5 protein-coding genes and 1 pseudogene are annotated in these 15,620 nt (G+C 61.3%); 2 read left to right on the forward strand and 4 right to left on the reverse strand.

Annotated features, from left to right (window positions below; translation table 11 throughout):
• Positions 1-332: 332 nt before the first annotated feature.
• Positions 333-629: a hypothetical protein gene (locus tag ABIA96_RS32405; protein WP_354140983.1), complete on the forward strand. Its 297-nt coding sequence runs from the start codon at positions 333-335 to the stop codon at positions 627-629.
• A 421-nt stretch (positions 630-1,050) separates the two neighbouring features.
• On the forward strand, positions 1,051-7,590 hold the full coding sequence (locus tag ABIA96_RS32410) for a beta strand repeat-containing protein (RefSeq protein WP_354140984.1): 6,540 nt from the start codon (positions 1,051-1,053) through the stop codon (positions 7,588-7,590).
• Between the two features lie 846 nt (positions 7,591-8,436).
• Here ABIA96_RS32410 and ABIA96_RS32415 read toward each other — a convergent pair.
• The 4 genes and pseudogenes from ABIA96_RS32415 to ABIA96_RS32430 all read right to left on the reverse strand — a co-directional run bounded on the left by ABIA96_RS32415 (position 8,437) and on the right by ABIA96_RS32430 (position 15,301).
• A protein-coding gene (locus ABIA96_RS32415; RefSeq protein ID WP_502918868.1) for an IS3 family transposase occupies positions 8,437-9,592 on the reverse strand; the annotation gives its coding sequence in 2 pieces (ribosomal slippage) (positions 8,437-9,375 and positions 9,377-9,592; 1,155 coding nt in all).
• 64 nt (positions 9,593-9,656) lie between these two features.
• Positions 9,657-10,328: pseudogene (locus ABIA96_RS32420) on the reverse strand (IS3 family transposase); the annotation flags it as partial.
• Between the two features lie 2,879 nt (positions 10,329-13,207).
• Complete coding sequence (locus ABIA96_RS32425) at positions 13,208-13,789, reverse strand: TetR/AcrR family transcriptional regulator (RefSeq protein ID WP_354140985.1); 582 nt, start codon at positions 13,787-13,789, stop codon at positions 13,208-13,210.
• Positions 13,790-13,834: 45 nt separating this feature from the next.
• Entirely contained in the window at positions 13,835-15,301 is a 1,467-nt protein-coding gene (locus ABIA96_RS32430) for an amidase family protein (RefSeq protein WP_354140986.1), read from the reverse strand.
• Positions 15,302-15,620 lie beyond the last annotated feature (319 nt).

A 15,620-nucleotide genomic window follows, 5' to 3' on the forward strand; every position in this document is an offset into this window, starting at 1 on the left:
ATTCCGTACCCACCGGAGATCCTCCAATGCAGCAAGGAACCCGATATGGAACGACTACGCACTCTCGGAAAGTCGTGCAGGATTCGGACGCTTACCAATTATCGAAAGTCAGAGGATATCCACTCCTCCGTGCCATCCGTCGCAAGATACTGTGAAGGCGACACTTCTTGGCGGTTTAACGAAGCGGCGCGCAGATAGCTACGGTGGTAAGCTACGAATCTGGGTGCTGATTAGGGTCTGTACTCAATAGGGATTCCATCTGAAATTAGCTTGTGCTTTAAGCTTCTCAGCGAAGGAGGCTTGAATGGCAAAGCAGGTCTACTGGCTCAGCGATGTGGAATGGTGTACGCATCCGGCCAGCACCCCGGCCAGGCGCGCCGGTCTGCCGTAGCGCTCAGGCGGCAGCCGCTTTGGACCTTCGGTCCGCCTTCCAAATCCACGGGAGGGGGTATTATTGGCTGACGATCATGGCGGTGAGGGCGGCGCGAACGGCCGCGGGAGATTTCCTGGCAGGCCGTCACGTACTGGGACTTGCGACGAGTACGCTCGTCACGGGCATTTCGTTCGCCGCGTTGCTCACGGCGTGGAAAGAACCGGCTGAGCCGCAGCGGGCGCGGACAGGCTCTTGACCGGCCACTTAGCGGCAGCGGCCGAGTATGCCCAAACTCGACTTCCGCTTCGGGGCAATTTGCGCCAATCCATCCTTGGAATCGCTGTCTTTCGGGCAGGCTCACCCAAGGTGCGGCTGTTCTGCTCCAGGATGGCGAGAGATCTAGCACGGCGCGGCAAAGTTGGCGTCGAGCGGACACTCGGATCCGGTAGGGGTACCCCCATTGAGGCCGCAAAATGCTCCGCCGTGCTGCTACAAATCCTCTGCGACACATTGTCCGATGTCCAGGATCCGTCGGACGTTAGCGCCACGGCTGGCAAGATCATTTGTCTTGCGACCGACATGGGCATTCGTGGTGCGAGGGCAACGTTCGATGCAAAGCCTGATGTAGACGTCGACATCTGAGCCGCAGCGAAATCTTGGACAGAGGGAAAGTGAGCATGAGCTATTCCTCGCAGGTCCAGACATCGTTCTCCGGGCCATCGGACACGAGCACTTATCCTCCGGATAGCGGCCTCGCCATCGGGCCCAACTACGTCGTGATGATCGACGGGTCGCAGATTGAATGGACGAACCTGACCGGCGGATCACCGACCGTGCAATCGGTCTACAGCTTCTTCTCGCCGCTATCGCCGACCGGCGGCCTCTATGATCAACACGTCATATACGACAGCGTCAATCAGCGCTTCGTCGCGATCATGCAGTACCTGGCGCCGGACGGCACCACCACTGATATCGATGTGGCGGTCTCCAAGGACTCCAACCCGAACGACGGCTGGACCTTCTCGCAGCTCAATACCACCGTCACAATCGGCGGTCAGTTGACCGACTCTGACCGCCCGATGTTGGCGGTCGACGGTTCGAACGTCTACATTTCGGCAGCGCAGTACAACATCAACGTGTCCGGTTACGCCGGCACGGAAAACTGGGTGATCGGTGATACGGCCGGCTTGGGCGGGGGCATCTATGGCGGCGGCACGTTGAGCGTGACCGCAAGCGAAGTCGCGCCGTCGACCCTGGGAATCTTCGCGGTCGCGGCCGGCAACAATGGCAAGACGTACTACGCGAGCGACTCCTCCAGCGGGGGACAGATCGTCATCTCGCTGCAGACCTACGACAAGACCACCAATACATTCAGCGCCACCAGCACCGTCGCCCTCGGCAATATCGACCAGGGCGGCAGCTACACCGCCCAGCAGCAGGGGACGAACCTCCTGCTCGACGCCGGCGGCGACAACCGCATTGCCAACATGGTCTATGCCAACGGCTTCCTCTATGGAGTGGCCGAGATGAAGCCGGTCGGCTCGAGCGTGCCGCTGGTTCATTGGTTCAAGATCGACGTCAGCAATCCCAGTCCTCCGTCCCTCGTGGCGCAGGGCGACGTCTCCGGGACCGCAATCGGCACCAGTGTAGCGACGTTCAATCCTTCGATCGCGGTGGATGCGGCGGGCGATGTCCTCATCAATTTCACCGCCAGCGGCCCGAATATGTACCCGGCGGATTACTATGTCTTCCAGGGCGGCAGCGATCCCGTGGGCTCGTTCAGCGCGCCGGTGCTGTACCAGGCGAGCACCGGTTTCTTCAATTCAGGCGATGGATCCAGCGTTCAGAGCTGGGGTCTCAACTCGTCGGCCACCGTCGACCCGAACAATCCGAACTCATTCTGGATATCGAACGAATATGTCTCCAGCGGCTGGTGGCAGACGGCGGTCGCGCGGGTTGCAATCCAGAGCTCCACATCGGGCGCGACGGTCTCCTCGATCGCAAGCTCCGGAACTGGCATCACCAGCGGCGCCGGCGATCTCAATGCCGGCCAGGTGGTCACGCTGACCGTCAATTTCGCCGCGGCCGTGACGGTCAACACCACGGGCGGCGCACCGTCGCTGACCTTCAACGATGGCGGCGCGGCGAGCTACACCGGCGGCTCGGGAGGCACTGCGCTCACCTTCAGCTACACGGTGGCGGCAGGCCAGAACACCGCCGATCTCATTATCTCGGCGCTCAACCTCAACGGCGCGACCATCACCGGTGGCGGCAATGCTGCCAACCTGACGGGGGCGACCAACTACAATCCGGCCGGCACCCTGCAGATCGACACGACGGCGCCGACGATTGCCTCGATCGTCGCGACCGGCACCGGCATTACCAACGGCACCGGCAGTGTGAGCACCGGCGGGGTCGTCACATTGACGGTCAATCTGAGCGAGGCCGTGACGGTCAACACCGGCGGTGGCACGCCGACGCTTACCCTGAACGATGGCGGCACGGCGAGCTACACCAGCGGCACAGGCAGCACCGCGCTCACCTTCAGCTACGCGGTGGCCGCAGGCCAGACCACGTCCGATCTCGCCATCTCGGCGCTCAACCTCAACGGCGCCGTCGTCAGAGACGGAGCCGGAAATGCGGCCAATCTGGCCGGTGCGGCCAATAACAATCCCGCCGGCACATTGCAAGTCAACTCGACGGCGACGACGGTTGCCTCGATAGCGGCCTCGGGCACCGGCATCGCCAGCGGTACCGGCGATCTCAACGACGGCAAGGTGGTCACGCTGACGGTCAATTTCAGCGCGGCCGTGACGGTCAACACCACCGGCGGCGCGCCGACGCTGACCCTCAACGATGGCGGCGCGGCAAGCTACACCGGCGGTTCGGGGAGCACTGCGCTCACCTTCAGCTACACGGTGGCGGCAGGCCAGAACACCGCCGATCTCATCGTTTCATCGCTCAACCTCAACGGCGCGACCATCACCGATGGCATCGGCAACGCCGCCAATTTGTCGGCGGCCACCAACTACAATCCGACCGGCACCTTGCAGATCGACACGACGGCGCCGACGATTGCCTCGATCGCGGCCTCGGGCACCGGCATCACCAGCGGCAGCGGAGATCTCAATGCCGGCAAGCTGGCCACACTGACTGTCAATTTCAGCGAGGCCGTGACGGTCAACACCACCGGCGGAACACCGGCGGTGACCCTCAGTGATGGCGGCAGGGCGAGCTACACCGGCGGCTCTGGAAGTACCGCGCTCACCTTCAGCTATACCGTGGCTGCAGGCCAGAATTCCGCCGATCTCATCGTCTCCGCACTCAACCTCAATGGTGCGACCATCACCGATGGCGGCGGCAACGCCGCCAATTTGTCGGCCGCCACCAACTACAATCCGGCAGGCACGCTACAGATCGACACGACAGTGCCGACGATTGCCTCGATCGTCGTTTCCGGCACCGGCATCACCAATGGCAGCGGCAGTGTGAGCACTGGCCAGATTGTCACATTGACGGTGAATCTCAGCGAGGCGGTGACGGTCAACACCACGGGCGGCGCACCGACGCTGACCCTCAACGACGGCGGCACGGCGAGCTTCACCGGCGGCTCGGGGAGCACCGCGCTCACCTTCAGCTACACGGTGGCCGCTGGCCAGACCACGTCCGATCTCGCCATCTCGGCGCTCAACCTCAATGGCGCGGTCATCAGCGACGGCGCGGGCAACGGCGCCAACTTGGCCGGCGCGACGAACTACAATCCCGCCGGCACTCTGCAGGTCAATGTGGTCAACACCCCCACTTCGAGCATTCAGACGCTGTTCTCCGGGCCATCGACCACCAGCAACTATCCGCCGCACAACGGTCTTGCCGTCGGGTCGAACTTCGTTGTGATGATCGAGGGATCGCTGATCGAATGGACAAACCTGGCCGGCGGGTCGCCGACCCAGCAGTCGGTCTACAGCTTCTTCTCATCGCTGTCGCCGACCGGCGGCCTTTTCGATCAGCGCGTCGTCTACGACCGCGTCAATCAGCGCTTTGTCGCGATGATGGAGTACCTGGCGCCAGACGGCGCCACCACCGCCATGGATATTGCAGTTTCCAAGGACTCCAATCCGAACGATGGCTGGACCTTCTCACAGCTCAATACGACGGTCACAATCAACGGTCAGTTGACCGATTCTGACCGCCCGACGTTGGCGGCCGATGGTTCGAACGTCTACATTGCGGCGGCGCAGTACAACATCAACGTGTCCGGTTACGCCGGCACGGAAAACTGGGTGATCGGGGATACGGCCGGTGCGGGCGGGGGCATCTATGGTGGCGGCGCGTTGAGCGTGACCGCAAGCGAGGCCATGCCGTCGACGCAGCGTATCTTCGCCGTTGCATCCGGCAACAATGGCAAGACCTACTACGCGAGCGACTTCTCCAGCGGAGGTCAGATCGTCGTCGCCCTGCAGACCTACGACAAGGCCACCAAAACGTTCAGTACCACCAGCACCATCGCGCTCGGCAATATCGACCAAGGCGGCAGCTACACTGTGCAGCAGAAGGGAACGAGCCTTCTGCTCGACGCCGTCGATAACCGGATTGCCAGCATGGTCTATGCCAACGGCTATCTCTACGCCGTGGCCGAGATGAAGCCGAGCGGGTCGAGTGTGCCGCTGGTCCACTGGTTCAAGATCGACGTCAGCAATGCCAGTGCTCCGTCCCTCGTGGCGCAAGGCGACATCTCCGGCGCCTCACTCGGAACCAGCGTGGGGACGTTCGATCCCTCCATCGCGGTCGACGCATCGGGCGATGTTATCATCAATTTCACGGCGAGTGGTCCGAATTTGTATCCGTCGGACTATTATGTGTTCCAGAGCGGCAGCAATCCCGGTGGTTCTTTCAGCGCGCCGATCCTGTATCAGGCGAGCACCGGTTTCTTCAACTCGGGCGATGGAAACAGCGTGCAGCGCTGGGGCCTCAATTCATCGGCGATCGTCGACCCCAACAACCCGAACTCGTTCTGGATCTCGAGTGAATATATAGCCAACGGCTGGTGGCAGACGTCGGTCGCCCAGATCGCCATCCAGAACCCCACGTCGACGGGGCCGGCCATTTCCTCGATCGCGGCTTCCGGGACAGGAATCACCAACGGCGTCGGCGATCTCAACGCCGGCAAGGTGGTCACGCTGACGGTCAATTTCGGTGCGACCGTGACGGTCAACACCGCCGGCGGTACGCCGACGCTCGCCCTCAACGATGGCGGCATGGCGAGCTACACCGGCGGTTCGGGCGGCACCGCGCTCACCTTCAGCTATACGGTCGCGGCAGGCCAGAATGCCGCCGATCTCATCATCTCCTCGTTCAACCTCAACGGCGCGACCATCACCGGTGGTAACGGCATTGCGGCCAACCTGACGGGTGCGACCAACTACAATCCGGCTGGCACCCTGCAGATCGACACGACGGCGCCGACGATCGCCTCGATCGTCGCGACCGGCACCGGCATCACCAATGGCACCGGCAGTGTGAGCACGGGCCAGGTCGTCACCTTGACCGTCAATCTCAGCGAGGCCGTGACGGTCAACACCACCGGTGGCGCGCCGACGCTCACCCTCAACGATGGCGGCACGGCGAGCTATACCGGCGGCACAGGCAGCACCGCGCTCACCTTCAGCTACACGGTGGCCGCAGGCCAGACCACGTCCGATCTCGCCATCTCGGCGCTCAACCTCAACGGCGCCGTCGTCAGAGACGGAGCCGGAAATGCGGCCAATCTGGCCGGTGCGGCCAATAACAATCCCGCCGGCACCCTCCAGGTCAACTCGACCACGACCACCACCGGCGTACCGAAGTACAGCCACATCGTCGTCGTCGTCGAAGAAAATCACAACTATGACCAGATCGCCGGCAATAGCCAGGCACCTTATATCAACAGTCTCATGGCCGGCGGCGCATCGCTAACCAACATGACGGCGGAGGCTCATCCGAGCCAAGCGAACTATTTCGCCCTCTATGGCGGCTCGACATTCGGCGTCACCGATGACAACTCCTACAGTCTTCCGGATCCAACGTTATCCATGGTGCTGAAAAGCGGGGGTTACTCGTTCACGGGCTATGTCGACGAGACCAACGGGGGCAGTGACTTCAACCATGACCCCTGGGTTTCATTCCCGGAGGGTTACACGGTCCAAACGGATTTCACCAGCTTCCCAGCGCTTTTTGCCAACGGCAATTATTCCAGCCTGCCGACCGTCTCGTACGTCATTCCCAGCGTCGGCAACGACATGCATAACGGGACGATCGCGCAGGGTGACACATGGCTTCAGCAAAACCTGAGCGCCTATGCTCAGTGGGCGGTCAACAACAATTCGCTGCTGATCGTGACTTGGGACGAAAATGACGATTCGACCTCCGAGGCCGCTGCCAACCAGGTTCCAACTCTCTTGTATGGCGCCAACGTGGTCCCGGGAAACTACAGCACCGCCTACAATCACTACAATCTTCTGAGCACGATCACGGCTTCCTTGGGCTTGACCGCTCCCAACAACGCCGCGACGGCGGCGCCCATTCAGGTGTTTGGGACGGCCGCTGCGGGGGCGGCTGCGCTGGCGGTGGATCAGGATGGGGTGGCCGAGAGTCCGGCACTAACCATCAGCAGCAATTCGCTGACGGTGCAGGCCGGAGGATCAGTGCCGTTGGGCATCACCGCGACGCCCGTCGACTCCGACGATCAACTGTCGCTGAGCATCAGCGGCTTGCCCAGTTACGAGTCGATCACGGCTCCGGCCGGAAACACCGTCACGAGCAGCCTTCAATCCAACGGAACCTACACCTGGACCATTACCGAGGGCTCCTCCACGACAGGCCAACCGCTCACCGGGCTGACGCTGTCGTCGAGCTATACGGGCACCGACCATCCGGTCGCGACGTTCACGGTGACCGCGAGCAACACAACGTCGGGCGAAGCCGCGACATCGGCGTCACAGACCATGGCGGTGACCGATCCTCCAGTTGACACTTCTGGTGGAGCAATGTCTTCACCGGCCGGCGGCACCGCCATCGATTGGCCCCAAGGGCATGTCGATCGCCTTGCAGCGCTGATGAATCAATTCGCCGCGGCTGGCTTGGGCGGAAACAGCTTTGGCCCGTCTCCCTCGACTCCGAATCCGAACGTCGGTTGGGACAATCCGGCCTTCCTGGCCGCTGCCCATTCTCACACAGGATGAGCGGACCAGCCACGCTGTTCGCTCATTTCGTGATGTGGACTTTCCTCCCGCGCGAACGGGGCACGGCTCGCATATCACGCGGGCTCCAGCTTCCAGATCGGCGTTGATGCGCGCAGCGCCACCCGGGAGACGTTGGCACCGATTGCATTTGGCCTCATAGCCGGCATTAAGCACCTTTGGCTTGCGGCTCTCCGGGCAGACGGCTTCGCTGGACCGCCTGCCCACATGATTGCGTTCCATGCACCAACACTCCAGTCGGCCGGCTTCGCGAATGCTGGCCCTCGCAGCTGAGCGGATCAGGACGGACTCGCGGTAATAGCTCCCGTGTTGACCGTGCGCCTGTTATACCCTTCTCCTGCGCCTTTCGGTCGCCGCCTGATAGCAGAATCTGGATGATGCGAGGGACATTGCCGATGATCGCTTTGAATCTACCCGAAGAACATCGCTAAGGGTTGATGCTGCCTCGGCTGCCGCACCATCCGTTCGTCAAGCAAAACATTTGATGGCTCTAGGTGACTTTGTCGGTCGTTCTCACGTACTGCGCGAGGGTGTGCAAGAACAGTGATCCCCCAATTATCGCGAGCCAGAGGACATCCACTCCTTCACACCAAGAGTGACAAGAATTTATAGAATCGCCACTTTTCTTGAAGGTCTATGGCAGGAGGCACAAATATCTACGGTGACGAGCTACGAGAATGCTGGTCGCTCAGTCCATCCCAAATTTGAATCTTCGCACTCGCGTGTCCCCTTTTTAGAAGGGCAAATCCTGTGGGACTAGCGTCGCCATTTGGGTGTTCTCGCTGTCTGCACTTATTTCTTGTGTATCTGTGACCTGCCCCTGAAGTTTCACCCAGTAGCGGTTAGAGTCTCGGCGGATGTTACGCCGTTTGGCGCGGTGTGAGCAACGTGCGATCGGCGGAGCTGGTTGGGGTTGCGCAGCCGATCGCACGTTGCGGTGAGGGAGGCGGCATAGGCCGCAGGGGTCAGATAGCCGAGCGAGGAATGCGGGCGTTGGCCGTTGTAGTCGCCGACCCAATCCGCAATCTTGGCGCGGGCGTGATCGAGGCCGAAGAACAAGTTTTCGTTGAGAAGCTCGTCCCGCATCCGGCCGTTGAAGCTTTCACAGAAGCCGTTCTGCATCGGCTTGCCCGGCGCAATGAAGTGCCAGTCGATCTTGTTCTCCTCCGACCAGGCCAGCATGGCATTGCAGGTGAACTCGGTGCCGTTGTCGGAGACGATCATGCCCGGCTTGCCGCGCTGATTGATCAGCGCCGTCAGTTCGCGTGCCACCCGCCGCCCCGGGATCGAGGTGTCGGGGATGGCCGCCAGACATTCCCGGGTCACGTCATCGACGGTATTCAGGACCCGGAAGCGACGGCCGCTGGCGAACTGGTCGTGAACATAATCCAGCGACCAGCGGGCGTTCGGCCGAGCCTCGACCAGTATCGGCGCTCGGGTGCCCACGGCGCGGCGGCGGGCCCGGCGCTTGCGCACGCTGAGGCCTTCCTCTCGATACAGACGGTAGATCCGGTTCCGCCCGGACGGCTCGCCCTGCTGGCGAAGCAGCACGAACAGCCGGCGGTAGCCGAACCGCCGACGGGCATTAGCAAGCTCGCGCAAGTGGCCGCGTAGTTCGGTGTCCGGCGGTCGGCACGATCGGTACCGAACCATCTTGCGGTCAGCGCCGACGATGCCGCAGGCCCGCCGCTCCGACAGACCCATGACGGCCTGCAGGTGCGCGACGGCTTCGCGCTGGGCGACGGGCCCTACCATTTTTTTGACAAAAGCCGCGTAGCGCTGCAGCATCCAGCATCTGCTCGGCCAGCAGCTTCTTCAGCTTGGCATTCTCCTCCTCAAGCTGCTTCAGCCGCTTGGCCTCGGAAACGTCCATGCCGCCATATTTGGCCTTCCAATTATACAGTGTGGCTTCCGAGACGCAGTGCTTGCGCGCGAGATCGGCGGTCTTCGCACCAGCCTCATGTTCCCGCAGCACGCCGATAATCTGAGAGCTGGTCCCGGTTGTCTGAACAGAATCTCCGCGCGGATAAGTGGAGCGTCTGCCGGGGTTAGGCCGCCATGCGGATTGGCAGCGGGTTGGAGTAGGCTTGATCCGGGGTGCCGCCGTCAAGGCTCGAGTGGGGACGCCGGCGGTTATAGAAATCGAGATAACGGTCGATCGAACTGCGCGCGTCGCTGACGCTGTCGTAGGCCCGCAGGTAAACCTCCTCGTATTTGACGCTGCGCCACAACCGCTCGACGAACACGTTGTCCCGCCAAGCTCCTTTGCCGTCCATGCTGATGGCGATGCCGTTGCTGGCGAGCACACCGGTGAACGCTGCGCCCGTGAACTGCGACCCCTGGTCCGTGTTGAAGATTTCGGGCCTGCCGTGACGGGCCAGAGCATCCTCCAATGTCTCGACGCAGAACGCCGCCTCCATCGTGATCGAGAGCCGCCACGACAGAACCCGGCGGGTCGCCCAGTCCAGCACGACAGCGAGATACACGAAGCCACGCGCCATCGGGATATACGTGATGTCCATCGCCCAGACCTGGTTCGGGCGCGTGATCTCCATGCCGCGTAGCAGATACGGATAGATCTTGTGGCCGGGCTCAGGTTTGGTGGTGCGCGGACGCCGGTACAGCGCCTCTATCCCCATCCGCCGCATCAACGTTTTGACATGCCGGCGGCCGATCTTGCACCCCTCGGCAGCCAGCAGGCCTCGCAACATCAGTAAACCTGGCTCGCTTCATCTATCCGTCCTTCAGAAGGCCGGACTCTAACTTCAACTGGAGGAAATCGGCAGGGGCAGGTCAGCCTAGTTTGATTTTCGCAGTGGCCTGATTTGAAGTCTTGAGAAAGATCAAGTTGTAGCTTTTTGACCATGCCAAATTAATGCAATGGGCCGTCAAATTTGTTCAGATGCCCCAGCACCGGGATGGATGTGCAGCATTGGCTGGCGGACGTGCCAGATGATGCAATAGACCGCCATTCGACCGTCGTCTGCATAGCCTGCACCAAAATTCACTTCATCCATAATTCGACAGGCAAGATGCTCGGCGAAAAGTAAAGCCGCCGTTTGGCGCGGGTCTCTGCTGAGTGAGCAATTTTGCTCAGACCTCGCGAGGCGAATATGCAATTTATGCCGCTACCGGGGTTTTGCATCATCCCCCTCGGGGCTGGGAAGCCGCTGCCCGCGACACATATTAAGCGGGCGGCGCTTTTTCTATGAAGTAGGGCCGCCTCAGTTGGCGGTCCAGCCGCTGGTAAGGATCAGGCTGGCGGGCCTATCACGTCGTACTCGAACGTCACTCCCTCCGGGTCGTGCAGAACTACTCGACCTCAGCTTGGTGCGTGCAAATCGCCTTGCAGCCAACGGCCAAGGGCGTTGGAATGCATAGGATCTTCGTAGGCGGCAAGGATCGTAAGTAGGTCATTGCAGACAGCGCACCGGAACCTGTGCAAGTCCACGCCTGGGCGGTCTGCCTCGATGCTGACGAGCATCATCGAAGCCTTGCACCTCGGGCACGGGGGGCGCCGAAACGGGATCGGTGGAATGGGCGACCGGTGTTGAGATTTTGTCACGATACATACCTCCCTACGCATAGGCGGGAGCGCAATACTCTCAGTCACCGATAGATGCCAAAGGCGGTTCGGTGATCGGCTGACGGTACTCCCTACCTGCCCGGTAAACCACTCCATTCCGCAGGCGAAGCAAACCGGCCCTAAAATACCGCGCCGGCACGAGTCTCTGATCCCGCGCATCAGCACCGCATCGACGATGAGCGCGACCCGCAGCGGCTGATGACGCATCGTCGTCGGATGAGGCGGTAACGACGAAGGGCCCGCTCCTGATGACAAGACACCGCCCGGGTGTACCGTTGCCCCTGGGCGGAGCCTGCTTCGTCATGTTGGAAGCCATTCTCGTTTTGCTGGGGATCGGGGCCGCAGCACTTCTGCTGATCGCGTTCTGGGGACTGCGCGCGAGGGCATAAGGCTAAACAGTCTTGCCACAAGGAATATGCCGCCGGGCTCGAAAATACGCAGTCCCGGCGGCAGTAACTTTAGTCCAGCCCCGAGAGGGATTACAAAATCCCGGATATTGATCTGTCTGCACGGCGCGCGCAAAGGTTCGCTGATTGTTTTATTGCCCACGAACTAAGGCCGCCGGTTCACGCTGGCATGCTCTGCAAATGCGAAAGGGCCGCAGCGGGAGGTTAAATCGCTGCGGCCCGCGCGTGGTCAAATGAAGCCGGGTTAAAAAAAATAGGTAAAGTATGGACCAGCCCCGGCATCCGCGATGCTATGCCTCTGTGTTCTCGGAGCAACGCAAATCGTTGTTCCGATTAGCGGAACCGGGCTGACTGTTGCAGAATGGATGGCAGCTCATTTGACATGGACAGCATGTGCGCCCTGTCTCCTGACGAAGGCGGTTGCTGTCCCAATAGCAGCACCGAATCATTTGAATTAGGACACATTCACAGAAGCTAATGCGCAAGAGCCATTGCGGCTTTAGCGCTCTTCCCAGCCCCGGAGCGCTACGTTGGATGCAATCGCCGCCCGCGCTCAAGCGAGCGGCGGCTTCCAGCGCCGGGAGGCCGCTCAGTTGGCGGCCTCTTTCATTCGTCATCCGCACTTGTGATTCTTGACGTGCAGCGTCGTCCGGTCTCCGGTCAACTCTTCCGCCTAATCATCGATCGCGCTCATCAGCTTCTCGCGGTTGCCGCTTCGGCGGGCCTGCCTCCCTAAAATGAGGTAGCGGCGAAGTCGGTCGAGCTTTCCATCTGCTTCCTAGACTGCACTGACAAGCTTAAAAGCAATCCTGACAGTCCTTCAGCCTCGCGCTGCGGATAGATGCGGACCCCAATGGCGCGCGGCCGAACGGGCCGTCGGGGCCTTGGTCACTTCGGACCCTTCCGTCGAGATCCTGGAGGCTGATCCGACGACTTAAAGATGCGGATGTTGTAGATGCAAACCGCGTGGGCTCGGTAACTCCGAGCGCAGACAATGCTTCCGATCAAAGGTCGCAACCGGTGAGCTCGCGTCGAGGAGATAGGGTGCCCGGCGAGGCTGGCGCGGTGTTCAAGCGGGGCGAAAACTACGGTCGCGATGCTGCGAGGAGGACCGTGGTCAGGACCGTAGATCGGTCGTGGCGCAGACCAAAAAACGCGAACAATTTCAGGAGGGTTGACCGGACACCCCTTCCGCCAGTCAAGGCCAAAAACTGAATATTTTCAATGCTTGGCGGTTTTCGCTCACCAAAGGCGACTAACCAAGTTGGATCATGCTTGGTCTAGTTCGATGATTGTAAGGCCTTGTCCGCGCAGTATCCCTGCCAGCCAATCGGCGTCAGGCTCTACATAGCGGACCGCGATCGATAGCGCCGTGCCCGGAAAGGACTTGCTATAGCGCCGCAATTGGCCGGCCGCCTGATCCAACGATGGGCCGGTACCGATCAGCTTGCACTCGAGGCGGATGATGTTTCCGCCGCTCGTCCACTTCAGGGCGTTTACCAGACATCGCCGCGCCCCGCGCGAAGGTCAGCCACGGCCCAGAAGCTGACGTCGGAGATCTGAGCCTATAAGAGTCGCCGGCCTGAGCCGCTCCGTCCTTTCGGATTTAGGATGATGGAGCTCGCGCCAAGTGCAACGCGGCTTCAATGCCGGCATCCAGAATTTGCTGCGCTTCGGCAGCGCCGGGTACGGCCCGCGCGAACTGTAGCGAGCCCACCATGAGGCCGAAGATGGCCCTCGCCCGACGATGCTTCGATGCTGAATCTGCACCGGGGAGCAAGGACGCCAAAGTCGCAACATAGCTTCCAAGCGCCTTCTCGTAATCTTGCCTGGTGTTCTCCGGCTGGCGCGCGATTTCCGGGAGCAACGCCGCGGAGGGGCAACCTTCCGCGGGCGCTTCGAGGTGCGCGCGGTTCAAGTACCGCCGGATCGCGCCTTCAAGGTCCAGGCCCTTGAGCTGATCTTCATCAAGGCAACGCTGCTGGTCACCAAGCGCGCGCGCCAGCGCCTCGCGAACAAGCGCATCCTTGGACTCAAAGTGCGGAGAGAATGCCCCTTTGGTCAAGCCGGCCTCGCCCATAATCCCGGCAATCCCGGTGGCGGAGATGCCGTCCCGGCGCATGCATTTCGATGCCACATCGACGATGTGGCGTCGTGTCGCCAACTTATGACCTTTCTCGAACCGCATCTTATCTCGAGTCCCTCATGTCTCCACACGCCAAAAGCTACGCGTTCAGATCGCGGTCGGCTCGTCTACCAGAACGCCTTCGATCTTGCGGGCGAGGGCTAAAAGCGTCCGGTCGCTTCCTAAAGGGGCGTCAAGTTCAAGGCCAATCGGCAGCCCGGCGCGAGATAGCCCAACGGGAAGACTGATACCCGGCAGTCCCACACTGCTCGCTGAGACGGTGTGGTTCGCCAAGGCGAGATAGCTGACGTCCTGCCCCGCAATACGGACGGTCGCCTGCTCCTCGATTAAGGGCGCGGTGCATGGTGTGGTTGGTTGCAGAATGATCTGCGCTCCGTCGGTGGCGAACGCCTTGTCGAGACGGCGCTGGATTTCAGGCCGGCTTACGTTGAGCGTAGTCTGATATGCCTCTGCCGACACGGCACCCGCACCGCCCGGCAGAACGATGTGCCCCCATGCTTGCCGAAGTTGGGGCTTGAGCCCGTCGTAGATCGCCTGAAACGTGGTCGGAATGTCGTGGTGTCGAAGGAATTCCGAAATTTCGCCCATCGTCTCGTAAGCGAAGATGCCCCAAGTCGCGGTCTGGACGAGGGCGTTGAAGTCGTCGCCAAGGTCGACCTCAACGACCTCGGCGCCGGCGTCCTGCAGCCGCCTAACCACCTCGCGGAACCGGGTCTCGACCTCCGAGTCCACCAGATCGAGGAACTGTCGGGGCGCGAAGGCCAGTCGAGCCCCCTTGAGGCCGTAGCCGTCGTCGGAGAGATCGACTGCCGCCTGTTCACCCGTCACGACCCGATCCAACAAAATGCAGTCCTCGACGCTTCGGGCAAATGCACCCGTCGTGTCGAGCGTATGGGAGATCGGAGCAACGCCGTTGCGCGGCCAACGTCCGGTCGTTGGCTTGAATCCCACGACCCCACAGAAGGATGCGGGCACGCGGATCGACCCGACGGTGTCACCGCCCAACGACGCGGGAACAAGGCCCGCTGCCACAGCTGCGGCGGAGCCGCTCGAGGAGCCGCCCGAGACGCGATCTCGTGCATGCGGATTCTTGACCTGACCGTAGCGTGCGTTGTGACCGGTCAAGCCGTAAGACATCTCGACGAGGTTGTTTTTCCCAAAGACGAAGGCACCGGCACCCTTGATGGCGCGGACAGCGTCCGCATCTTCGCGCGGCACGAAGTGAGCGAGGCTATCCAGACCTAGGCTCGTAGGCAGCCCTTTCGTCAAATAACTGTCTTTCACCCCAAGCGGAACGCCCAGCAGCGGAGCCAGCGATCCGGCGGTATGTGCCTTGTCAGCCTCCCTCGCGGCCTCCAACACGGCCGCTTCATCGATGGTGATGAAGGCGTTGAGTTCGTCAAGCGTTCGGGCGCGAAGCAGAAGCGCGGCAGCGTAGGCTTCGGATGTGAGGGTGCCTTCACGAATGGCTGCTGCAGCCTCTGCGAGCCCCAGCGAGGGGTCTAAGAATTCTTGCGGTGCGCTACGACTTGAAATGATGCTGCCGTCGTTCATGGAGTCCTCGCAAAGGGCCTGTGGGCGGCATTCTGCAGCCGCCCAACAGCGGCTCGGCTCGATGCCATTACGCTCATAATATAAACTTACGATCGTAATTCAATGGGCGTCTGTGTTCGCCGGGACACAGAAGCGTGAATAGAATGGGCCGGCGGATAGCAGCCAAGCGTCGGAAGACAACGTCCGCTTGGGGTCATAGCCGCCGATGATCGACCGAACCGACACTTCCGCTTTAGAACCGAAAGCCGTTATGAGTACTCGCCACTATTAGCCCTGCGTGAACGATGCGATCTGCGTGTCCGACGCTGTGACAATCTGA

It is taken from the genome of Bradyrhizobium sp. LB11.1, assembly GCF_040549385.1.
Taxonomy (GTDB): Bacteria; Pseudomonadota; Alphaproteobacteria; order Rhizobiales; family Xanthobacteraceae; genus Bradyrhizobium.

Bases quoted from the DNA above. Each gene is read 5' to 3' on its own strand.
- ABIA96_RS32405 (WP_354140983.1), top strand. From the start codon at position 333: ATGTGGAATGGTGTACGCATCCGGCCAGCACCCCGGCCAGGCGCGCCG.
- ABIA96_RS32410 (WP_354140984.1), top strand. From the start codon at position 1,051: ATGAGCTATTCCTCGCAGGTCCAGACATCGTTCTCCGGGCCATCGGAC.
- ABIA96_RS32425 (WP_354140985.1), bottom strand. From the start codon at position 13,789: ATGCGGTTCGAGAAAGGTCATAAGTTGGCGACACGACGCCACATCGTC.
- ABIA96_RS32430 (WP_354140986.1), bottom strand. From the start codon at position 15,301: ATGAACGACGGCAGCATCATTTCAAGTCGTAGCGCACCGCAAGAATTC.